This is a genomic window from Oceanicaulis sp. (assembly GCF_965249665.1).
In the GTDB taxonomy this organism is placed as follows: domain Bacteria; phylum Pseudomonadota; class Alphaproteobacteria; order Caulobacterales; family Maricaulaceae; genus Oceanicaulis.
Genome location: NZ_OZ252247.1, coordinates 836,839 through 859,492, shown reverse-complemented (window position 1 = coordinate 859,492; position 22,654 = coordinate 836,839). Strand labels below are relative to the sequence as shown.

Sequence of the window (22,654 nt, the reverse complement as noted above, 5' to 3'; positions counted from 1 at the left end):
TTTAATCGTCCAGATTGCGAGCTTCTTCCGGCAACATGATCGGCACGCCTTCGCGGATCGGATAGGCGAGGCGAGCCTGTTTCGAGACCAGCTCATTGGCCTCGCGATCATACTCGAGCGGGCCGCGGCTGACCGGGCAGACCAGGATCTCCAGCAATTTGGGATCCAGAACGGCGTGTTCAGATTTCACATCACTCATGACACAACTTCTTACGTGGGCCTCTGGCGGGCGTCTAGCCTGCCGAGCCGCTTGACGCCTGGCTGAGGCTGTCTTGCATCAGAGTGTCGAGCAGTTCGGCCCGCTGGGGGATGGAGCTCGCCTCCAGAAGGCGTTGTTTGGCGACCGGATCAAAGGGCGCGGCCATGGCCGTCTTGTTGATCACCAGAGACAAGGGCGCCTGTTCCAGCGCTGGCCAGTCGGTTTCGATCCCGACCAGATCGAAATAGGCGTGCAATCGATCCAGAAGACCCGTCACCTCGATCATGGGCGTGAGATGCGCTTCGACCAGGTCCTGGGTAAAGGGCCGGTAGTCTGCACGGGCGACGCGATAGGGTTTGCGCACATCCAGTTCTTCTTCGACAGCGAAGCGCATCACGCCTTCCAGCACCAGCAAATAGCGCCCGTCGGAGGTTTCCTGATGGCTGACGATGCGGCCGGCGCCGCCGACCTGCTCCAGCGCAGGCTTGTCAGAAGAGCCGCCGGGCGCGGGCTGAATGACGCCGATGAAATTGTCGCCCGCCAAAGCGTCATCGACCATGTTGAGATAGCGCGGCTCGAAGACGTTCAGCGGCAAATGCTCCCCTGGCGGCAAGATGCAGCCGCGAATGGGGAAGAGTTTGATCTCGCTTGGCGGTTTGATGATCTGGGACATGGGAGGTCGCTCTTCATGCTGTCGTCTTAACCCAGATAGCCCGATCGGGACCGCAGTCGAGCACTGCAGTCCCGAGAGGGGCTCAGGAAAACAGGATGGAGGAGAGACGGCGACGACCGTTCTTGGCCAGCTCCGAGCCGGCGCCGGCAGATTCAAATACGCGCAGCAATAATTGACGCGCAGCGGCGTCATCATAGTCGCGATCAATCGCAATCGACTCAAGAAGCGCATCCGCTGCGCCGTCCATATCGCCGGCGCCGAGACGCGCCCGGCCCAGAGTGTGCCAGCTCCCGGCGTCGGGCGCGCGCTGAACCGCTGCTTCCGCCTCGCTGACATCCGGCGCGTCCTGGGCTTCGCCAGCCAGCTCCATGGAGGCGCGTACGGCGGCGATGGCGGGGGCGGACTTCAGCGTTTCGGGGGCATTGTCCAGAATGGCCTTGGCCTGAACCGGATCGCCGCTTGCCAGATGCACGCGCGCCATGCCGGCGAGAGCGTCGGCGTTTTCCTTGTCCATTTGAAGAACCGTAGCAAAGTCTTGCGCCGCGCCGCCCAGATCGCCCTGGTCCAGGGCTTCTTGTGCGCGCTCGACCAGGGCGGTCACTTCTTCTTCAGAGACTTCGCCTGTCATGCGGTTGATGAAGTCATTGACCTGGCTTTCGGGCAGGGCGCCCATGAAACCGTCCACCGGCTGGCCGTCCTTGAAGGCGATGACGGCGGGGATGGACTGGATCCGCAGCTGGCCGGCGATGCCGGGGTTCTCGTCGATATTGACCTTGACGAGCTTCACCTTGCCGCCTGCCTTGGTGACCGCGCGTTCGATCGTCGGTCCCAGCTGACGGCAGGGTCCGCACCAGGGCGCCCAGAAATCCACCAGCACCGGCACGTCCTTGGACGGTTCGATCACATCGGTCATGAAGCTCTGGTCGGAGCCGTCCTTGACCAGATCAGCGCCAGCGGGCGCCTGATGACTGTTCGTTCCAAAATTTTCCATGACTGGGGTCTCCTGCAGGGAGCGAAAGTGATTTTTCTTTAGGTGGCCGCTTCAGGGCCGCGATGCAAGCGCATCCACTCACTCCTTAAGGGTCACAATTTCCGGAGCGCGGCCGAGCGCTGTCAGAAATCGCAGCAGATCATGGGAGCGAATGGCGGTGGTGGCGTCGTTCTTCAGCGGATGGAAATTGACGGTGTCGTGCTCCATGAGCGCCTGATCGAGCACGAAGCGCACCTTGTGTTCAGGGTCATTGATCAGGGCGAAGGCCGTGACCGATCCTGGTGTAACGCCCAGAGCCTCTTCAAGTAATTCAGCCTTTCCGAACGATAATCGTCCGCAATCCAGCGTCTTGTGCAGATGTTTGAGGGCGATCTGGGTGGATTGCAGGGCTGAGATCAGGATCAGCACGCCCTTCTTGTCCTTCAGAAACAGGTTCTTTGTGTGGCCGCCGGGCATCTGGGCCTTGATGGCTTCCCCTTCATCGACAGTGAAGACAGGTGCATGCTCATAGGTTTCATGCGGTATGCCCAGTGCGTCCAGATAGTCAAACAAGGCCTGCCGGGAGGCAGGGCGGACGGGAAGCGGGGGCGTTTGGGTCATGGCGTCAGCTCAGCAAGACAGGTCTGAAGAGGCAAGCTGCGCATATACTGCAAAAGCTGTACAGGACAGGCTTGCAAAACGAACGTCGATAAGCGATATACCCGGCCTCGGCGCAAGCCGGACCCTGTACGCAGGTAGTGAGCGGGCGTAGCTCAGGGGTAGAGCATCACCTTGCCAAGGTGAGGGTCGTGCGTTCGAATCGCATCGCCCGCTCCATTTTCTTCAGACGACTATAAGGCTTGTACCTGCAGCCGGGCATTACGCCCGGACAAGCCCCCCAGTTGCCGGCCCGCGGGCCGGCGAAATGCGTTTGAGGCTGCGCCAGCTGTCCCTGTCCATGATCAGGGGCGGACGCAGACCGCGTATCAGGATGGACTTTGCGGGGCGGATCAATCGTCAGCCTTCCCCCGAGGCGTCAAACGGCTTCCAATCCCTCTGGACCGCCTACGGCTTGATCCGCCCCGCCCCATCCCGGTTTACAGTGTTGCCGATCCGGAAACACACATTTCACGCAAGCGTGAGCTTCGATGTGTGGCGAAGACGGTTGCCGCGTCCCATATCTGAATTCGCCAAGGACGGATCTGGGCCCACCGGTCTCCTCCCCAACCGGAAGGCTGCGAAACGCAACTGCGTTTCATCGCCTCCCCGCTCCGGTCTTGGCCAATCGGCTGCAAGCCGAAAACAAGAAAAGAAAGAAGGTTCAACCATGGCCCGCGCCGTTTCACTCGTGATCGCAACTGGAATTTTTCTGACTGTCAGCCTCGTCGCCGCTTGCGCTTCGGGTAATGGTCTCTACATCAGCTCTTGATGAATGAGATTCGCTGAAACCTGTCAGTGAGCCCTACAGGCCTCAGAGTGCGTCCCCCCAGCCTGCCCGATGAGGCCTGCAGGCGCCGCCGGACATGCCTGTCCCCGTCCGGCGGCGCCGCTTAAATATAAAAAACCCCGCAGCCTTGGGCTGCGGGGTTTTTCATGTCTGAGACGGGCGACTATCCTACCAGGGCAGGTCTTCGCCGCTAACATGAAAAAAGCGGCCGCTCATCGCCGGATTGGCGCGAGCGATCAGATCAAGCTGTGCGCTCACCGCTTCGGTGGGGGTCAGAAGGCCGTTCGGTCCGCCCATGTCAGTGCGCACCCAGCCTGGATGCAAGGTCAGCACGACGACGCCCTTGTCCTTGAGATCAATGCTCAGGGATTTGCCCACCGCATTCAGCGCCGCCTTTGAGGCGCGATAGGCGTACCGGCCGCCGCTGTCATTGTCCGCGATGGAGCCCATCCGGCTTGATTGCAGCGCAATCACCTTGAGCTGGCTTTGCGCCACTTGATCAGCAAAGGCTTCCGCCAGCGCCAGCGGCGCCAGAGTGTTGATGCGAAACGTGTCCAGAAAGCCGTCATTGGCGGCCTCACCGAACGATTGTTCCTTTGGCCCCATGACCCCGGCATTGGCGAAGAGGATGTCGATCGGTCCCTTGACCTGATCCTTGAGCGCCTTGGCGGCGTTCAGATCGCTTGCGTCGTACGCCAGGATATTCAGTCGGCCATCGCCGGGATCGAGCGCCTTGAGCGCATCGGCGCTCTCGGGGTCGCGCACAGCTGCGCTGATGGTCCATTCGCGCTTAAGAAGTTGGCTGACATGCTCAAGGCCCAGGCCGCGATTGGCGCCGGTGATGAGAGCGTGGGGCATGGTCGTCTCCGATACGGAAATCTGTTGTTTTTCTGGCCTGAAATCAAGCACAGCCATGATTGCAGGTCTAGCCGCTCAGTACCGCTTGAACCCAGCGCGTGCGGGAGTAGGCTGCAAAGCATATGTTCAGCCTTTTTCGATGAACATTGTCCACCGTCCACCTCTTTTCCGTTTCAGGAGCCCTCTATTATGAACGCCGTGGTCAGCGTCAGGCACGCATATGACAGAGAGGCCTTTTTAAAGGCCGCACGCAGCCGGTTTAAAGCGGCGTTTGGCGACAACGGGCCGGATTCAGAGAGCTTCCTGGACCAGCTCTGGGGCGATGCTCTGGCGGATGACCTCGCGAGCGTGAGTGAACAGGATGCGATTTCGCTGGCCGAAGAGTTCTGGCGGTACGGCGAGGCGCGCCCCGCGGACAAGATTCTGATTCGCGTGCGCACCGCCCATGGCGCGGACGGACGCAGTCTGGATCGCGATATCCTTGAAGTGATCGGTCAGGACCGGCCGTTCCTGGTGGATTCGGTTATGGGTGAGATCGCCAGCCAGGGCTTGGACGTCATGGCGATGTTTCACCCTGTGGTTCAGGTGCGGCGCGATGAAGACGGGAATCGGGCGCCGTCCGGCGGTCGGTGTCTGAACGAATCCATGATCCAGGTGCATCTCGACCTGCTCAGCGACGATGTGCGCGAGCGTCTGGAGGCGGGCGTCCGCGCCACGCTCGACGATGTGCGCGATGCGGTCGAGGACTGGAACGACATGCGCGCGGAGATGGACGATGCGATCGATCATCTGACCAACGCCAACACCTCCGCTTCCAAGGAAGAACAAGAAGAAGCCGTCGCTTTTCTGCGTTGGCTTCGCGACAACCATTTCGCCTTTCTGGGCAGCCGCACCTATCAGTTCGACTTCGACGCTGACAGCGAGATTTCACAGAAGCCGGAAGTGAAGTCTGAATCCGGGCGCGGGGTTCTGCGCGATCCCGACCGCAAGGTGCTGCGCAAAAGCGCAGAACCGATGATGCTGACCCCGGCGATTGAAGCGTATATGCGCGCGCCTTCGCCGGTGATCGTGGCCAAGGCGAATATGAAGAGCCGCGTGCATCGCCGCGTTTACATGGATTATATCGGCGTCAAACGGTATGACGCCGACGGCAATGTGGTGGGCGAAACCCGTTTCGTGGGTCTGTTCACCGCCGAAGCGTATGACCAGATGGCGCGGGAAGTGCCGCTGATCCGCCGCAAGGTCCGCCGTGTGCTCGACAAGGCTGCGAAGGCGCCCGGATCGCACTCCGCCAAAAAGCTTCAGAACATCGTGGAGAACTATCCCCGCGACGAGCTCTTCCAGACTGACGAACAGGATCTGCTGGATATCTCGCTGGGCATATTGCATCTGCATGATCGCCCGCGCACCAAGCTGTTCATGCGCCGCGACCAGTTTGACCGCTTTGTCTCCTGCCTGCTGTTCGTACCGCGTGATCGCTATAATTCGAAAGTTCGTGAACTGGCGGGCGAGACCATTCGGGCGGCGTTCAATGGACGTCTGTCGGCGTTCTATCCGCAGTTCGGCGATGCGCCGCTGGCGCGAGTGCACTTCATCATCGGGCTTGACCCGTTCAACCACCCCGAACCCGACCCGTCCGAACTGGACCGTGAGATGGCCGCTCTGGCCCGGACCTGGGAAGACGAGCTGCATCAGGCGGCGCGCGCTTCGGGCGAGGCGGATTTGCGCCGTGCGGTGACACGCTATCTGGACGGGTATTCCGCCGGCTATCGCGAACGGTTCACCCCCGTAGAGGCGCTGGCCGATATTGGTCGGATGGAGCGCGTAACCACGCGTGGGGAAACCGCCGCTCGCGCCTATCGTGTCGAGGGCGACGCGAAGGACCGGCTGCGCGTGAAACTCTATCGCTGCGGCGAGCCGGTTGCGCTGTCGGGTGTCATGCCGGTGCTTGAGAATCTGGGCCTGCATGTGTTGGCCGAGGCGGGCTATGCGGTGCAACGGCACTCGGATTCCGGTGATGACGCTGTATGGGTGCACGAGTTTGAAGCCTCGCTGAACGGGGAGAGCGCCGAAAAGGTTGAAACGGAAGCGGCGGCGTTTGAAGACGCGCTGCTGGCCGTGCTGGAAGGCCGCACCGAGGATGACGGCTTTAACAAGCTGGTGCTGGGCATTGGTGTCAGCTGGCGCGAAGCGGCGTTCCTGCGCACGGTGGCGCGGTATCGCCAGCAGACCGGCCTCGACCCCTCTCAGGCCATTCAGGAAGAAGCGCTGGCGGAAAACTCTGAAATCGCGCGCGGCCTGATGGAGCTGGTGAACACCAAGTTCAATCCTGACCTCGATTTCGGGGGTGAGAGCCGCGAAAGCCACGCCAAGGATGTCAGCAAGGCGATCCGCATTCTGCTGGAGCGGGTGGAGAGCCTTGACCATGACCGGGCGCTGCGCCGGATGTTGCGCCTGATCGAAGCGGTCTTGCGCACCAACTTCTTCCAGACCGACGAAAACGGTCAGGCCAAGCCCTGGATCTCTATGAAGATTTCCAGCCGGGATGTGCGCGAACTGCCCGATCCCAAGCCTTATCGTGAGATTTTCGTCTGGAGCCCGCGCGTCGAAGGCGTGCATATCCGCTTCGGCCCCGTCGCCCGCGGCGGCTTGCGCTGGTCAGACCGCCGCGAAGACTTCCGCACCGAGGTGCTGGGTCTGGTGAAGGCTCAGCAGGTCAAGAACGCTGTCATTGTGCCGGTGGGCTCCAAGGGTGGGTTTTATCCCAAGCAATTGCCGGACCGTAGTGATCGCGACGCCTGGTTGGCGGAGGGCCAGGAAGCGTACAAGACCTTCTTGCGCGGCCTGCTCGACATCACAGACAACCTTGTTGATGACGCGGTCAAACGCCCCGACAAGGTGGTGTGTTGGGATGACGAGGACCCGTACCTGGTCGTCGCCGCCGACAAGGGCACGGCCACCTTCTCCGACATGGCCAATGGGGTGGCCCAGGACGAGTACGACTTCTGGCTCGGCGACGCCTTCGCGTCGGGCGGCTCGGCTGGCTATGACCACAAAAAAATGGGCATCACCGCGCGTGGCGGCTGGGTCAGCGTCCAGCGCCATTTCCGTGAAATGGGCAAGGATATCCAGTCTGAACCGTTCAGCGTCATCGGCGTGGGCGACATGTCCGGCGACGTGTTTGGCAACGGCATGCTCTTGTCCAAAACGACCCGCTTGATCGCGGCCTTTGACCATCGCGATATCTTCATCGATCCGAATCCAACCGACACCGAGAAAACCTGGAAAGAGCGCAAGCGCCTGTTCGAGTTGGGTCGGTCGAGCTGGCAGGATTATGACAAGTCCCTGATTTCAAGTGGCGGCGGGGTTTTCCCGCGCTCTGCGAAATCGATCAAACTCTCCGATGAAGTTCGTGAACTGACCGGGTTGACCGGCAACACCGCTTCGGCCGCCAATCTGATCCGCGCGCTCCTGAAAGCAAATGTGGAGCTGTTGTGGTTCGGCGGGATCGGCACGTACATCAAAGCGTCGTCCGAGCAGAACTACCAGGTCGGCGACAAGGCCAATGACGCGTTGCGCATCGACGCCAGGGAGCTGAACGCCAAAGTCATCGGCGAGGGCGCCAATCTGGGGGTCACCCAGGCGGCCCGGATTGAGTTCGCCCGCAATGGCGGCCGGGTGAATGCGGACTTTGTGGACAACTCAGCAGGCGTCGACAGCTCCGACCATGAGGTCAACATCAAGATCTTGCTCAACCCGATGATGCGCGAGGGCTCGATGAAGCTCGAAGACCGCAACACCTTGCTTGAATCCATGACCGATACGGTCGCCGATCATGTGCTGGAGCATAATTACGATCAGACCCTGGCGATCACCATCGCCAAGGAACATGCGGTTGAAGACCTGGATGCGCATGAGCGGATGATGGAGCGGCTCGAGCAGGCGGGGCGTCTGGATCGGAAGGTTGAAGGTCTGCCGGCTTCTGACCAGATCCGCGAACTCAAGGATCAGGGCCAGGGCCTGACGCGGCCGGAAATCGCCGTTCTGATCAGCTATGCCAAAATTGCGCTGTTTGATGCATTGGTGGACTCCGATGTCCCGGATGACGCGCATTTCAACCGCTCTTTGGTGACTTACTTCCCGGACAAGCTGGAGAAATTCTCCGACGCCATGCAGGGGCACCGGCTGAAGCGCGAGATCATCGCCACACGCCTTGCCAACGACATGGTCAATCTGGGCGGGCCGACATTTGTGAATCGCGCGATCGAGAGCACAAGCGCGGATATCGCGGCGATCGCGCGTGCGTTTGAGGCCGGGCGCAGCATTTTCCGCTTCAAGGATTACAGCGACCGGATCAATGCGCTCGACAACAAGGCTCCGGCCGAAGTCCAGATCGCCCTTCATGACGAGGTGATCCGTCTACTGCGCCGTCAGACCTACTGGCTGTCGCGTCGGACGCTGGGGCAGGACGCTGTACCGATTGCGGATGTGATCGCGGCCTATCAGCCCGGCGTGGATGAGTTGAAACCGCTGGTGACAGACATCGCCAGCCCGTTTGATTGCGAAGCGCTGGAGAGCCGGTTTCAGTCTTATGTAGCCGCCGGCGCTCCTGAAGACATTGCACGCGACGTGGCGCGGCTGCGTCCTTTGACGTCGTCCTCGGACGTGATTGATCTGGGCAAGTCATCGAATTGGCCGCTGGCTGCAGCGGGTCGGCTCTATCACGCTGTGGGCGCCCGCTTCATGTTTGACCAGCTGCGGGCGGCGGGCAATCAGCTGTCCTCCAACCTGCACTGGGACCGCTTGGCCATGCGTCGTCTGATCGAGGATTTGTATGGCAGTCAGCAGGCGATTTGCGAGGGCATGATGGCCTACGCGCAGGCGGAGCGGCCGGATCTGGTCAAGGATCTCAGCGCGCCGGGTGCGGATTGGGCGTCAGAGGTCGTCAGCGCCTGGGCGGAGGCTCAGAAGCTGATGGTGGCGCGCGCGGACCGGGCGCTGGAGGAAATCACAGCCACCGGTGGCTGGACGCTGTCGAAAGTCGCGATTTGCTCCACGCAATTGCGCGAGCTCGCAGCGACTGTGGACAAGAGCTAGCCTCAACTCTGAGGATTAGAGCCAACCGTTTTCGCGGGCGATCTGAAACGCCTCGATGCGGTTGGCGGCTCCCAGCTTTTGAGTGGCGTCAGCGAGATAGTTCCGCACCGTGCCAGGCGACAGGCTGAGCGAGCGGGCGATATCCTTGTTGGATTTGCCCTCTTCCACCAGTTTCAGTATGTCGCGTTCACGCGCCGTCAGCATCACCGGTGCGCTCCAGGCGCTCTCCGCCAGTTCCGCAGCAATGGCGCGTTGACCCTGCGCCACCCGGCGCACGGCGTTCGCCAATTCCTCGCTGGGCGCGTCTTTGAGCACATAGCCGAGGACGCCGGCCTGCAGCGCCCGCTGAAGATAGCCGGGGCGGGCGAAGGTCGTGACGATCAGAACACGGGTCTCATTGCCCGACTGGCGCAAGGCTTCGGACGCCTCGATGCCGGTCAGTCCCGGCATTTCAATGTCGGTGACGAGAACATCAGGTTTGAGGTCCTGCACAAGACGCACAGCCTCTTCGCCATCCTGCGCCTGGGCCAACAGCTCGATATCAGGTTCGAGCGTCAGAAGGGCGGCCAGCGCGCCACGCAGCAGCGACTGGTCTTCAGCGATGACAATGGAAATCATGAGACTTGCTCCAGGCTCTGCTGGCCAGGTTTGGCGGGAGGCAGGCTGAGGGTGACGCGCACGCCGGAATCCCCACTCTCGATCGTCATCTCTCCTCCCAGGGATTCAATGCGCCGACGCATGCCATCCAGGCCGGTTCCGGCATGAAGCTCGCCGCCACAGCCATCATCCTCGATGATCAGCGCGCCTTCAGGCGCAAACCGGATACGAGCGCTCCGCGCGCCGGAATGGCGAATGATGTTGGTGACCGCCTCTCGCAGAGCCAGGCCCAGCGTGGAATGGGCGGCTTGGTCGAGCTCTGGCGCCTCGCCTTCGACGCTTAACCGGATCTCGGCGGCGGCAAGCGCGGATCGGGCGCGCGCCAGTTCTTGATGAACGGTCGTGACATGCATGCCCGCGACGGCGGCGCGCACATCCTTGAGAGTGATGCGGGCGGCGTCGCGGATTTCGATAATCTCGGTTTTCGCCCGCTTCGCATCAGCGTCCAGAAGGCGCGCGGCCAATTCCGATTTGACGGCGATCGTCGTCAGCGTATGGCCCAACAGGTCGTGCAGATCCTGCGCAATCCGTTCGCGTTCACGCAGCGCCGCCAATTCAGCCTCCATGCGCAAATTTCGCTCGCGTGTCGACACGCGCGCCGCGGTATCATAGCCCGCCATGGTCGCCATGCCCGCCATCACGGCGATGAATTGCGACAGCACCATCTCAAAGATCGTGACATTCAGCAGCCAGGAAGCGCACAGATAAAAAGCGCTGGCGCCCGCCATGACCAGAAGGGCGGTTTTCTGTGGTCTCAGTCCGGCCAGAAGGGTGACAGCGAAAATATGGAAATTGCCGCTCATCCCCACCACAGGGATCAGCGCCAGCGACAGAAAGGACGCGTAGCCGGCGGCCATGAGTATGCGGTGGGTTTTGACGCCATTGCGGTATGGATCACCGGCGTTGGCGTACAGATACACAGGAATGAAACTGCCCACGGCCGCAAAACTGATCAGAGCATCGCGCAGGCCCGGCAGCTGAAAAAACCAGGGTGTGAAATAGAAAGCCAGATAGATCAGGTAGAAGGCCGGACTTTCAGACAAGCCGCGTACGCGACCCGTCCATTTCTGCCCTCGATCATGGGGTGCGGCGTCTTGGGACAGCCTATCGAGCTTTTGGGTCGGTTCTGACGCCATGATGGACGTGTTTCCTGTAGCAAGCAGCGGAGCCGGGTCAGGATTACCCTGCCCTGCTCCGCCACTCAGAGCCAGCCTCTAGCGTTGACGCGCCCAGGCCAGAAGCGCCAGACCCGCCGCAATCGCTGTGATCACAAGCGTTGCCAGGACATGCTCCAGCATCGCTGTGTCTCCACCGGCTCCGCTGACAGAGAGCGCGATTTCGGCGAGATGGAAGCTCGGCAAAGCCTGGGCGATCTCCCTCATGATGCGTGGGAAGATGCTGACCGGCATCCATAAACCGCCCAGAACCGCCATTCCCAGATAGAGAATGTTGGCGATCGCGACAGCGGCGTTGGCCCCGAACACAAAACCCAAAGCCAAACCGATCAGGACAAAGGGAATGGCGGAGAGGACGTGGACCGCCAACAGGCCGAGCCAGACCGCCGCGGGCAGGCTGACACCAGCCGCGAAAGCGGCCACGGCGTAGATCGCAGCCAGCGAAACGCTGGCGATCAGGATGGTTGCCGCGGTTTTCGCCACCAGCAAAGCGGACGCGGGCGCCGGCACGGCGCGCTTGAGGGTCAGCCAGCCGCGCTCGCGCTCCTGCGCCACGCCGGCGCCGAAACCGAACAAGGCCGGCCCCATCACCGCGAAGACGCCGAAGGTGGACAGCAGGTATGGCGCGTTGTCGCGACTGCCGGGGATGATCACGCCGAACAGGGTGAAGAACATCACCGGGAGGATCAGAGTCGGGATCGCAAACTCGGGCATGCGCGCAAGTTTGAGAATTTCAGCCTTGATTTCAGCCAGATATGCATTCGCCATGAGATCAGGCTCCCTCTGGATCAGATTGGCCCGTCAGCGCTTCAAAGGCGTCTTCCAGGGTGGGTTGAGCGACGCTGAGATCGCTGAGGGCGGAATCTGCGCTCAAGAGCGCTTTCAGAAAGGCGACCGACTCGCTGACCTGAAGGCGAACCTTGCGTCCTGACCGGTTCATCGCGATTAATCCGGGCAAGGCGTGAAGCGCCTCATCAGACAGGCTGGTGACGCAGCTGATCACCGCACCGCCCAAGCGGGTGCGCAGACCGTCCGCCGTGTCGTCAGCAATGACGCGTCCGTTTTGCAAAACGACCACCCGGTCGGCCAAGGCGTCCGCTTCTTCGAGATAATGCGTGGTCAGCACCACCAGAGTTCCGTTCGCCGCCACTTCGCGTACGACGGCCCACAGGGCGCGGCGCGCTTCGATGTCGAGCCCGGTGGTCGGTTCGTCCAGAAACAACAGGTCCGGCTGGCCGACCAGAGACAGCGCGAACTGGATGCGCCGCTTCTGACCGCCAGAAAGCTGGCCGTACCGCCGCTTGACGAAATCAGTCAGCGCGCACCGCTCGATCAGGGAGTCGAGATCAGCCGGGTCCGGGTAATAGCTGGCGAACAGTTCCAGTAATTCACGTCCTGTGAGCGTGTCCGCCAGATCTGTATCCTGCATCATCACGCCAACTCGCGTCTTGATGGTGTGATCTCCCGGCTTGGCGCCAAACACGTGCAAGGCGCCCGCGCTGGGGCGAACCAGACCCAGAGCGGTTTGCACGAATGTGGTCTTGCCGGCGCCGTTGGGCCCCAACAGCGCCAGAACGCCGGCGCCGGACACGCTTATGTCCACCGCATCAAGCGCTGTCTTTCGGCCATAGCGCCGGGTGAGCGCGCTCGCCTGCAGGACAGGCGCAATGTCAGGGGATGAAGTCATGGGCTCTCACAGATTGGTTCAGTGGAAACCAAACTCTGTCAGGCCTGAGCATGAGATAGGAGTGACGCGCGTCATCCGGCGCAGGTGACAGATGTCACCTTTTGCGGAGTTCAACCAAACAGATGGATCGCGCCGCCCACCATTGCGCCCCAGAAGGCGCCGCAGGTGAAGATCAGAAAGGCGAGGGTTTGCCGTGGGCTCCAGCGGTTTTCAATCACCGGCTCGGCGAATGCGGTTTCCAGTCGCTCCTGCAAGGCGTGCGCAGGAGAAGGAATGGCGTAAGCCGCAGACGGATCAGCTTTCGGGAACGGAGGCACAACGCCTTGAACAGCGCTCTCAGCGGGAGCGGCAGAGGCGGGGTCGGCGTGCGATTCAGTCTTGCGGTGTGCCTGCATGACAGTCCTCCATGATTATCGAAGGTAGCCGAAAAGGTTGAACAAAGCCCCAACCAGCGTTGTAAATAAAGTATTAACAGGCTCTAAATCATGCAGGCAAAATCAAACAAGACTAGGCTGTGCGCCCTTTATAGGACCGCCACCAGGCCACATACCGTTGCAAGCCCTCGGTGAGCATGACTTTGGGTTTATAGCCGATTTTCGCGTTGAGTCGGCTGATGTCGGCGTAGGTGGCTGTCACGTCGCCCGGTTGCATGGGGCGCATGATTTTGTCCGCTTTCATGCCCAGAGCCTGCTCAAGGGAGGCGATCATATCCATCAGCCCCACGGGCTGGCTGTCGCCAATATTGTAGATTTCGTGCGCGTTGCGTGCCGGCGGTGCATCCAGAACGCCGATCACACCATCAATGATATCATCAATATAGGTGAAGTCGCGCGCCATGCGGCCCTGGCCATAGACCTCGATCGGCTCGCCGCGGGCGATCATCTCGGTAAACTTGTAATAGGCCATGTCCGGGCGACCCCATGGACCGTAAACGGTGAAGAATCGCAAACCCGTTTGCGGAATGCCGTAAAGATGGGCGTAGCTCTGGCTGATCAGCTCACAGGACTGCTTGGTCGCGGCATAGAGCGAAACCGGTGAGACGGTGGGATCGCTTTCCTTGAAGCCTTCGCCCGTCAAGGGGCGGTCGCCATAGACCGAGCTGGAAGAGGCGTACACCAGATGCTCAACGTCGTTATGACGCGCCGCCTCCAGCACCGACAGGTGACCGGCGAGGTTTGAGCGCTCATAAGCGAAGGGATTGTCGATGGAGTAGCGGACACCGGCTTGGGCGGCGAGATGCACGATCCGTCTGGCGCCGGAGCGCGCGACCAGCGCCTTCAACGCGTCGTGGTCGGCAATGTCGGCGCGGACCAGTTCAAAACCTTTGTGGGCGCACAGCCGGGCGGCGCGCGCCTCTTTCAGGGCGGGGTCGTAATAGGTGTTAAACCCGTCAATTCCGATGACGGTTTCACCCCGCGCCAGCAGACGCTCCGCCGTATGCATGCCGATGAAACCGGCGGCGCCGGTGACGATCACAGGCGAGGTCATGCCTGCAGTCTCCCTCCCCGTCGCGGGACGCCGAGGGGCGCGCGAACGGCATTATAAACCTCATCGTCTGCGTCAGGTCAGAAACTGACGACCGAAGCCGATCGCATCGCGCAGAGATGATCAGCCGGTCGTGAAGACGACTGATTCCTGGCGCGACCATGCCCCAAGCCGTCCCCAGCGTCCATATCTGGTCGCTGCGCGCGCCGACGTGTCCTAGACTCCCTCGCCGGCGAACGCCTTCTCGACCACGAAATCGCCCGGCTTGGCGTTCGAGCCTTCCTCAAAACCGCGCGCTTCGAGCATGGTCTTGAGCTCTTCGAGCATCGCCATGGAGCCGCAGATCATGACGCGGTCCGTTTCAGGGTTCAGGGCGGAACGGTCAATCAGCTCAAAAAGCGCGCCGGTCTCGATCAAGGTCGTGATGCGTCCTGTGCGCGGCCCGTCCTCGCGGGTGACGCTGTCAAAATAGACCAGTCGTCCTGCAGCGGCCTCGCCCACCAGCGGATCGGTTTTGAGCGCTTCGACGAGGCTGCGCGAATAGGTCAGCTCGGCGCTGGTGCGGCAGGTGTGGGTGAAGACCACTTCGTCAAATTGCTCATAGACGCCCGGTTCCCGGATCAGGCTGGCGAAAGGCGCAGCGCCGGTGCCGGTGGACAGCATATAGAGGCGCTTGCCGGGCTTGAGCGCATCGGTGACCAGCGTGCCGGTGGGCTTGCGTCCGACCAGCACCCGGTCGCCGGGCTGGATATGACGCAGGCGGGAGGTCAGTGCGCCGTTCTCCACCTTGATGGAGTAAAATTCCAGTGTGTCGTCCCAGCTCGGGCTCGCCACGGAATAGGCGCGCAGAATGGGTTTCTTTTCGCCGTCCAGCCCGATCATCAGGAACTCGCCGGGGCGGAATCTCAAGCTCGAGGGTCGCGCCGTGCGAAAGCGGAACAGATCGTCGGTGAAATGCTCCACTTCTGTGACCTTGCAGGCGAAAAACGCGCCTTGGTCAATCACGTCAGCGTCTTGTACGGCGTCAAGCATATCGGTCTCCGTCAGGCGCTCAGGCCCGCTACAGCGTCCGGTTCAGTCCAGGGCGGAACCGGCAGCCCGCGGGCGCGCAGGAAATCAGGGTTGAAGAGTTTGCCGGCGTAGCGCGCGCCGGAATCACACAAGAGGGTGACGATGGTCTTGCCCGGTCCGAGGTCTTTGGCGAGGGCGATCGCGCCCGCGATATTCACCCCGGCGGACCCGCCCAGCGACAAGCCCTCAGTCTGGATGAGATCAAACAGGAGAGGCAGGAAGTCAGCGTCTTCAATGCGATAGGCGTGATCGACCTCAAGGCCTTCCAATTGACCGGTGATCCGGCCAACGCCAATGCCTTCGGTGATCGAGCCGCCTTCAGATTTGAGTTCGCCTTGGGAGAACCACGAATAGAGCGCGCCGCCTGCAGGATCGGCGAGACCGATTGTGACGGCTGGCTTGGCCGCGCGCAGGGCGGACGCAATCCCCGCCAGAGATCCGCCCGTACCGGCCGCGCAAATGAAGCCATCCACCTGACCGCCGGTCTGTTCAAGGATTTCATGGCCGGTGGTGGCGGCGTGGAAAGCTTTGTTGGCGGGATTATCAAACTGGTTCGCCCACACAGCGTTGGGCAGGCTTTCAGCGATCCGGCGCGAGGTATGGACGAAATGATGCTCGCTGGAATAGGGGGCGGGATCGACTTCAATGATTTGCGCGCCGGCTGCGACCAAGGCTTCGCGTTTGCCGGCGCTCTGCCCGCGCGGCATGACGATCAGCGCCTTGTAGCCCAGCGCGCCCGCGACAAGCGCCAGACCGATGCCGGTATTACCCGCCGTGCCTTCAACGATGACGCCGCCGGGTGTGAGCGATCCGTCCGCTTCCGCCGCCCGGATCAGCCCCAGCGCGGTGCGATCCTTTACTGAGCCGCCGGGATTGAGAAACTCGGCCTTGCCGAAAATCTCACAGCCCGTAGCGTCAGACGCAGCTTTCAGGCGGATCAGCGGCGTGTCGCCGATCAGCTCCACAATCGGTGCGGTCATATTGCGTCCTCTTTGATCAGCCGCCTCAGATCAGGCGGACAGCGCCAGCGCGTTTGGCGCGCTCAGCGCGCACCGGATCAAAGATGCCGCACTCTTCGCGGTCCTGGCCAGCCCAGCGGCCATCGCGAGAGCCGGGCGCGTCCGAGGGCGCGGTGCAAGGCCAGCAGCCGATGGAGGCGTAACCGTCTTCCGCCAGCGGGTGGCGAGGCAGGTCGAGCGCCTTGTAGCGGGCCGAAACCTCTTCGGGGCTCAGGAAGGCGAAGGGATTGATCTTCACCCGCTCCCCGTCAAACTCCACAGCCGGAATGTCGCCGCGCTGACCCCCATGATAACGCTTGCGGCCCGTGATCAGCGCGTCAAACGGGTCGAGCGCGCGGCCCAAGGGGCGGACTTTTCGCAGATCACAGCAGGCTTGGCCGTCTTGGTCATACAGTGTTTCGTCAGGGTCTTGAGCGCGCACCTCGTCTTCATCGGGTGTCAGGACATGCAGGTTGGACAATCCCAAATGCTCGACCAGGCGATCACGATAACGCAGCGTCTGAGGAAAATGCAGGCCTGTGTCCAGAAACAGGATTGGCGTGTCTGAGGCAATCTCGGCCACCAGCGCCAGTCCCAGCGCCGCTTCCGCACCGAACGAGGACAGCATGGCCATGCGCCCGGAATAGATCCGGGCTGTGGTCGCCAGAATGGTTTCGGGAGTCGCTCCGTCCAACTCTGACGCGAGCGCTTCTGCAGTCGCCCTGCGCGCCGCCAGCGCCCGGATATGCAGGGCGGTCGGGCGCGCCGTCACCGCACCGGGGTCAGGCTGGTAGATATAGGGTGCGCCGCCGGTATTGCGGTTGCGGGCCGGGCCTTCGGGGCGTTCGATATCCACTGCGTCAAAGCCCATCCGCAACAGATCATCGACCTGATCGGGCAGCACGGGGCCGACCGCGCGCAACTCGCCCTCAAACCCGGAGCGTCGCAGCAGCGCGGCGAGAGAAAATCCGCGCCCATCCTTGAAGGTCGGAAAACGGATCACGACCCGCTCCGCGCCTTCAATGGCGGCTCGCGCGTCGGCAGGGGCGGCGTCGCCCGACAATTCCACGGACTGGGTCTGCTGGACCCGAGCGAGAGCATCACGCGCCATAGACGGCCTCCTTGAAGGGTTCAGTTCCCAGCCGATTGAGGGTCTGGATGAAGGTTTCCTGGGCGTGAGCGTGCTCGGCATAGACACGTACGCAGGCGATGACGGCGGTCACGGCGTCATCCGCCGACAGGCCGGGCCCGAGGATCTTGCCGATGGCGGCGGCGCCGTCCCCCACACCCCCTAGAGTGAGCTGGTAAACCTCCTCCCCCGCCTTATCGACGCCGAGAAGTCCGATATTGGCCACATGGTGGTGGCCGCAGGCATTGATGCAGCCTGAAATCTTGATGGTCAGATCGCCGGTCGCGTCATCAAGACCGGCCTCATGAAGGCCGGTCGAAATCGCTTGCGCGATGGGGATGGAGCGGGCGTTGGCGAGATTGCAATAATCCAGCCCGGGGCAGGCGACGATGTCGCTGGCGCGGCCCGCATTGGGCGTGGCGAGCCCCGCCTCATCCAGCAGTGCGAAGAGTTTGCCCAGCGCCGCCTTGTCCACATGGGGCAGAACCAGATTCTGCTCTTTGCTGACCCTTATTTCGCTCAGCGCGAACCGGTCGGCGATATCGGCGATGAGATCCATCTGATCCGCGCTGGCGTCGCCCGGTGTGGCGCCCGGCGCCTTGAGCGGGATGACCACGACGGCGCGGTTTTTCACCTTGTGCGGCTTCACATTCACCGCGCGCCAGCGGGCGAAGGCCGAGCCGGTCGGGATGTCGGTCAGCGGCTGGCCTTCAGCGGGCAGGGCGAAATAGCTGCTGACCCGCTCGATCTCTTCCACCGGCAAGGTCAGGGCGCGACCCCGGCTGGCCTCATATTCGGCCTCGACGGCGTCGCGAAATGCGTCAGGTCCCATGGCGTCGACCAGGATCTTGATGCGCGCCTTGTACATATTGTCCCGGCGGCCTTCGAGATTGTAGACGCGCAGGATCGAGGTCAGATAGGCCAGAAGCTCGCGCTGAGGCAGGAACTCCCGGATGATTTTGGCCACAATCGGCGTGCGGCCCTGACCGCCGCCCACATGCACTTCGAACCCGGTTTCTCCGGCGTCATTCTGCACCAGGCGCAGGCCGATATCATGTACGCCAATGGCGGCGCGATCTTCTGGAGACCCGGTGACTGCGATTTTGAATTTACGCGGCAGCCAGGTGAATTCAGGGTGCGTCGTGGACCATTGCCGGATCAGCTCGCACCAGGGACGCGGATCGGCGATCTCGTCCGCCGCGGCGCCCGCAAACGGGTCGGTGGTCGTGTTGCGGATGGTGTTGCCCGAAGTCTGGATGGCGTGCATTTGCACGCCCGCCAGATGGTCGAGCACGTCCGGAATATCCACCAGCGCAGGCCAGTTATACTGGATGTTCTGGCGTGTGGTGAAATGGCCATAGCCCCGGTCATAGGTGCGCGCGACATAGGCGAGCGAGCGCATTTGTTCTGATGACAGAACGCCATAAGGGATGGCGACCCGCAGCATATAGGCGTGCAGCTGAAGATAGACTCCATTCATCAGGCGCAGCGGCTTAAACTCGTCCTCGCTCAGCGCGCCGGAGAGGCGCGCATGAACCTGCTCGCGAAACTCCGCGGTGCGAGCGTCCAGGACGGCGCGGTCAATGTCGTCATACTTATACATGCGCGCCACCCGTGTTCGAGGCCAGCTTGGTGGAGCCCGCGCTGGGGCCGGACAGACGAATGGTCTCGCGCACATGCTTGCGACCTGCCGGTGCAAAGCCGTCCGCCTCAGCATCAATGTCGATGGCGTAGGGGCCGACCACCAGCAGGACATCGCGCAGGCCGATGTTCAAGGCGGCCTCGACCTCATCGGCATTGAGACGGATGGCCTCATCGGCGTGTTCGGTCCAGCTATGGTCCGTCGCCAGATAGACCACACGGCCATCGGTAAGGCGGTTTGCTGTGATGGTTTTCATGCGGCGTGCTCCAGCGCTTTCTGGCTCAGGCTTGCGAGATGCTCGGGCGCATAGGCGACCACATCCCCGATCACGAGGACGGCTGGGCCGCTAAGCTTTTCAGACGAGAGGGTGTGCGCCAGCGCGCCGAGCGTGGTGAAAACCCGCCGCTCGGTGCTCAAACTGGCGTTCTCGATGATCCCCACGGGCGTGGCGGGCGAACGTCCAGCCTCAACCAGACGACGCGACAAGGTCGCAGCCACCGCGACGCCCATATAGACCACAAGGGTGTGGGTGGTTGCAGCGAGGGCGGAATAATCGAGGTCTGGGCCGCCGAGTTTCGGGCGTCCGGTCACAAAGGTCACGGCCTGAGCGGCGTCACGATGGGTGAGCGGGATCTGCGCCTGGGCGCCTGCAGCCAGCGCCGCAGAAATGCCGGGTGTGACATGAACCTCGATGCCAGCCGCGCGAACGGCGTCAACTTCTTCGCCGCCGCGCCCGAAAATGAAGCTGTCGCCGCCCTTCAGGCGCACGACCCGGCGACCGAGCTTGGCCTGCTCGACCAGGATTTCGCATATGCGCTCTTGCGGCACCGGGTGGTCGCCCTGGCGCTTGCCCACATCAATGCGGTGGGCGTCGCGGCGGGCGCGGTCGATGATTTCAGGTGAAACCAGCCGGTCATGCACGATCACATCCGCGTCCCGGATCAGACGCGCAGCTTTCACCGTCAGAAGTTCAGGATCACCTGGTCCCGCGCCCACCAGATGCACCACGCCTTTGGGGGTGGGGGCGTCATCCTTCAGGGCGTCCAGAAGCGCATGACGCACGCCGTCTTCATCGCCCGCATCGGCAAGTTGGGCGGCGGGGCCGCGCAAGGCGCGCTCCCAGTACTTGCGGCGTGCGTCTACGCTCGGGAACGCATCTGAGACGCGCTGGCGCAGCCCTTTCGCGGTTTGCGCCAGCAGACCCACGCCCGGCGCGATGACGCTTTCCAGCGCGCTGCGCAGATCACGCACCAGCACAGGACCGGCGCCGCCAGAGGACAGCGCGATGGTGATGGCGCCGCGATCAATCAGGGCGGGCGTGTAGAAATCGCAGAGCGGCAGATTGTCGACCACATTGACCAGCGCCCCGGCCTTGCGGGCTTTGGCAGCGAGTTTCACCGCGCGCTTTTCATCCTCGATCCCGATGAACACCAACCGGGCGCCTTTGAAGACGTCGTGCGGCCGCGCGCGGGTGTCGATGCGCGTGTTGGGGTTCAGATCCGAGGGCAGGACCGGGGATACGCCGAGCGTGCACCAGATCAGCTCGCAGGGCGCCGTGCGGAACAGGCGCAGCTTGTTCAATGCGGGTTCGCCGTCGCCCAGCACGACCACACGGGCGCCGGAGAGGGGAATGGCGGGCAGGAACTGGTCCATAGAGAGAGGCCTCTTTTCAATCGGCCCCGACTGTCGCCATCATGCGATCTTTTTACAAATCAGTATTTTTGCGCCATATAGAAAGAAATTCTTTTGATGGTGGCATATGGCTGGTCTCGCCCCTCTCAACGCTCTGCGCGCCTTTGAAGCCGCCGCCCGTCAGGGCGGATTTGTCGGCGCTGCGGAGGAGCTCAACGTCACGCCCGCCGCCGTGGGCCAACAGGTGCGCCAGTTGGAGGCGTTGATTGGCGCGCCCCTGTTTGAGCGCGAAGGCCGCAGGCTCGTGCTGACCGAACGCGGTGCGGCGGCGCTGGAGCCCTTGCGGCGCGGATTTGAATTGATGGGGGAGGCCAGCGCGGCCTTGCGGGCCGTTCAGGCGACGCCGACCCTCACGCTGGCGGCGGATCACGATATCATGATCGCCTGGCTCAGCCGGGATTTGCCCGGCGTCGACGCTGCAATTCGTCTGGTTGGGCCTGACGAAGACGCGGAGTTGACGTTGACACGCTCGACCGTGGCCTCGGCGCCTGCCGGGGCGGAGCGTTTGATGGATGAAGTTCTAACCCCTCTGGCGCGGCCCGGCCTTGTATCTGCAGATGCTGGGCTGGACGTGCTTGAGACCCTGCCGCTGATCGAGGATAGCCACAGCGGGCTGGGCTGGGCGCAATGGTTGAGTGCTCGAGGCGGCTATGGGCTGCAAGCGGAAGCGCGCTTGAAAGTCAGCGACTCCCAAGCTGCTCTGGCTTTGGCGGAACAGGGGGCGGGGATTGTGCTGGGGCGTAAGCCTCTGGCTTATGACGCCATCCGCGCCGGACGGCTGGCCCCGGTTTTCGCCAATGGCGATCAGCCCAGCGATCAGGCGTATTTTCTTCACTTTGCCGCCGGACGATCCCCATCCGCCGCCGCAACACGCATCGCTCAGCACCTCAAGGCCTGCGCGGCGGCGCGTCAGGACCTTGCGGGAGAGCTGTGATCAGTTTGTGAGAGCGCAGAGGGGATGAACGGGCCCCATCTCCGGCTCGATATCGGACGCCGGATGATGCGCGGGCCATAGCCAATGGGCCAGAGCTTCCAGGCTGTCGACAATGCGCGGACTAGAGCGGCTGAACAAGCGGTTGCCGTCGAACACGGTGAGCTGACAGCCCTGAGCCTCCAGATGGCGCAACGCGGAGACGGTCTCGCTATCGGATGCAATGTCTTCGATCGTACGCGGTACAGGAAAGCCGCAAGGCGCAATGACCAGTCGCTCAGGATTCAGGGCGAGAATCTCTGTCCAGCTTGTCGTTCGGCTGGGGCGGTCGGCAGTGTTGCCCGCATCCTGTCCCCCCGCCAACGTGATCAGTTCGTGCATCCAGTGCCCGCCAATAAAAGGCGGGCTGGTCCAGTCCAGAAGCACAGTGCGTGGCTGCGGGCCGGGCAGAGAATCTGTACGAACGGCGACAGCGTCAATCCGGGCCTGAAGACTGGCGCGGAGCGCCGCAGCGCGATCACTGACCCCGGCGGCGTCACCAATCAGTGTAATTGTTTCAAGGATGTCGCCCAGCGAATAGGGCTCGAGATTGACGAGCGTGGGCAGCGGAGTGAGCTGGCTCAGAACCTGACTGACCTCGGCGCCGGAGACCGCGCAGACATCACATAAGGCCTGACTGATGACCAGATCCGGCTTGAGCGCAGCCAGCGCCTTCGCATCCAGCGCATAGATCGCATCCTGTCCCTGCAGTTTCTCGCGCACGGCTTTGTCGATGTCACGCGCGGTCTGCGCTTCGAACAGCGCGCTGGTCAGGGACGGCAAGTTATGAACTTGAGGCGGCCAGTCACAGCAATGGGAAACCGCGACCAGATTGTCGGTCAGCCCCAGGGCGGCGACGATCTCGGTCGAGCTTGCGAGCAGGGAGGCGATGCGCATTCGGCAG

At 62.3% G+C, this 22,654-nt stretch carries 20 protein-coding genes and 1 tRNA gene; 3 read left to right on the top strand and 18 right to left on the bottom strand.

Annotated elements, in window-relative coordinates; translation table 11 throughout:
- Position 1 precedes the first annotated feature (1 nt).
- The 4 genes from ACP154_RS04040 to ACP154_RS04025 form a co-directional block, all read right to left on the bottom strand.
- Positions 2 to 199, bottom strand: a complete 198-nt coding sequence (locus ACP154_RS04040) for a Trm112 family protein (RefSeq protein WP_107711749.1) — start codon at positions 197 to 199, stop codon at positions 2 to 4.
- A gap of 34 nt (positions 200 to 233) precedes the next feature.
- On the bottom strand, positions 234 to 872 hold the full coding sequence (locus ACP154_RS04035) for an LON peptidase substrate-binding domain-containing protein (protein ID WP_107711748.1): 639 nt from the start codon (positions 870 to 872) through the stop codon (positions 234 to 236).
- Between the two features lie 82 nt (positions 873 to 954).
- Positions 955 to 1,863, bottom strand: coding sequence for a thioredoxin (gene trxA, locus ACP154_RS04030; RefSeq protein ID WP_421856472.1), 909 nt, complete (start codon positions 1,861 to 1,863; stop codon positions 955 to 957).
- 78 nt (positions 1,864 to 1,941) lie between these two features.
- Entirely contained in the window at positions 1,942 to 2,463 is a 522-nt protein-coding gene (locus ACP154_RS04025) for a prolyl-tRNA synthetase associated domain-containing protein (protein WP_421856475.1), read from the bottom strand.
- A gap of 141 nt (positions 2,464 to 2,604) precedes the next feature.
- Here ACP154_RS04025 and ACP154_RS04020 point away from each other — a divergent pair.
- Positions 2,605 to 2,679: transfer RNA gene (locus ACP154_RS04020), tRNA-Gly, on the top strand.
- Between the two features lie 778 nt (positions 2,680 to 3,457).
- Here ACP154_RS04020 and ACP154_RS04015 read toward each other — a convergent pair.
- Complete coding sequence (locus tag ACP154_RS04015; RefSeq protein WP_421856478.1) at positions 3,458 to 4,147, bottom strand: SDR family oxidoreductase; 690 nt, start codon at positions 4,145 to 4,147, stop codon at positions 3,458 to 3,460.
- A 189-nt stretch (positions 4,148 to 4,336) separates the two neighbouring features.
- Here ACP154_RS04015 and ACP154_RS04010 point away from each other — a divergent pair, with 189 nt between their 5' ends.
- Positions 4,337 to 9,244, top strand: coding sequence for an NAD-glutamate dehydrogenase (locus tag ACP154_RS04010; RefSeq protein ID WP_421856482.1), 4,908 nt, complete (start codon positions 4,337 to 4,339; stop codon positions 9,242 to 9,244).
- 15 nt (positions 9,245 to 9,259) lie between these two features.
- On the opposite strand, the gene ACP154_RS04005 is transcribed toward ACP154_RS04010, so the two are convergent.
- From ACP154_RS04005 to cysG, 12 genes are all read right to left on the bottom strand, one after another.
- The gene (locus tag ACP154_RS04005) at positions 9,260 to 9,862 is read right to left on the bottom strand and encodes a response regulator transcription factor (RefSeq protein WP_107711744.1); all 603 of its coding nucleotides are present in this window, start codon (positions 9,860 to 9,862) and stop codon (positions 9,260 to 9,262) included.
- Entirely contained in the window at positions 9,859 to 11,037 is a 1,179-nt protein-coding gene (locus ACP154_RS04000) for a sensor histidine kinase (RefSeq protein WP_421856485.1), read from the bottom strand. Before ACP154_RS04000 ends, ACP154_RS04005 begins: the two co-directional genes overlap by 4 nt.
- Positions 11,038 to 11,115: 78 nt before the next feature.
- Positions 11,116 to 11,844 (bottom strand): ABC transporter permease, encoded by a 729-nt coding sequence (locus tag ACP154_RS03995; protein WP_421856488.1) that lies wholly within the window; start codon positions 11,842 to 11,844, stop codon positions 11,116 to 11,118.
- A 4-nt stretch (positions 11,845 to 11,848) separates the two neighbouring features.
- Positions 11,849 to 12,763, bottom strand: a complete 915-nt coding sequence (locus ACP154_RS03990; protein ID WP_421856491.1) for an ABC transporter ATP-binding protein — start codon at positions 12,761 to 12,763, stop codon at positions 11,849 to 11,851.
- A gap of 110 nt (positions 12,764 to 12,873) precedes the next feature.
- Positions 12,874 to 13,158, bottom strand: coding sequence for a hypothetical protein (locus ACP154_RS03985; protein WP_107711740.1), 285 nt, complete (start codon positions 13,156 to 13,158; stop codon positions 12,874 to 12,876).
- Positions 13,159 to 13,270: 112 nt separating this feature from the next.
- The gene (locus ACP154_RS03980) at positions 13,271 to 14,251 is read right to left on the bottom strand and encodes an NAD-dependent epimerase/dehydratase family protein (protein WP_421856494.1); all 981 of its coding nucleotides are present in this window, start codon (positions 14,249 to 14,251) and stop codon (positions 13,271 to 13,273) included.
- A gap of 213 nt (positions 14,252 to 14,464) precedes the next feature.
- Complete coding sequence (locus ACP154_RS03975; protein WP_421856496.1) at positions 14,465 to 15,280, bottom strand: ferredoxin--NADP reductase; 816 nt, start codon at positions 15,278 to 15,280, stop codon at positions 14,465 to 14,467.
- Between the two features lie 11 nt (positions 15,281 to 15,291).
- Complete coding sequence (locus tag ACP154_RS03970; RefSeq protein ID WP_421856499.1) at positions 15,292 to 16,299, bottom strand: cysteine synthase A; 1,008 nt, start codon at positions 16,297 to 16,299, stop codon at positions 15,292 to 15,294.
- Between the two features lie 25 nt (positions 16,300 to 16,324).
- The gene (locus tag ACP154_RS03965) at positions 16,325 to 17,428 is read right to left on the bottom strand and encodes a phosphoadenylyl-sulfate reductase (protein WP_421856502.1); all 1,104 of its coding nucleotides are present in this window, start codon (positions 17,426 to 17,428) and stop codon (positions 16,325 to 16,327) included.
- On the bottom strand, positions 17,418 to 19,049 hold the full coding sequence (locus ACP154_RS03960) for a nitrite/sulfite reductase (protein ID WP_421856505.1): 1,632 nt from the start codon (positions 19,047 to 19,049) through the stop codon (positions 17,418 to 17,420). Before ACP154_RS03960 ends, ACP154_RS03965 begins: the two co-directional genes overlap by 11 nt.
- Positions 19,042 to 19,344, bottom strand: coding sequence for a DUF2849 domain-containing protein (locus tag ACP154_RS03955; RefSeq protein WP_421856508.1), 303 nt, complete (start codon positions 19,342 to 19,344; stop codon positions 19,042 to 19,044). The genes ACP154_RS03960 and ACP154_RS03955 overlap by 8 nt, the downstream gene beginning before the upstream one ends.
- Positions 19,341 to 20,741 carry a siroheme synthase CysG gene (gene cysG, locus ACP154_RS03950; RefSeq protein ID WP_421856510.1) on the bottom strand — a complete coding sequence of 467 codons (1,401 nt, stop codon included), beginning with the start codon at positions 20,739 to 20,741 and terminating at the stop codon, positions 19,341 to 19,343. The genes ACP154_RS03955 and cysG overlap by 4 nt, the downstream gene beginning before the upstream one ends.
- A 106-nt stretch (positions 20,742 to 20,847) precedes the next feature.
- Here cysG and ACP154_RS03945 point away from each other — a divergent pair, with 106 nt between their 5' ends.
- The gene (locus ACP154_RS03945; RefSeq protein WP_421856513.1) at positions 20,848 to 21,714 is read left to right on the top strand and encodes a LysR family transcriptional regulator; all 867 of its coding nucleotides are present in this window, start codon (positions 20,848 to 20,850) and stop codon (positions 21,712 to 21,714) included.
- On the opposite strand, the gene ACP154_RS03940 is transcribed toward ACP154_RS03945, so the two are convergent.
- Complete coding sequence (locus ACP154_RS03940) at positions 21,715 to 22,647, bottom strand: ABC transporter substrate-binding protein (RefSeq protein ID WP_421856516.1); 933 nt, start codon at positions 22,645 to 22,647, stop codon at positions 21,715 to 21,717.
- Positions 22,648 to 22,654 lie beyond the last annotated feature (7 nt).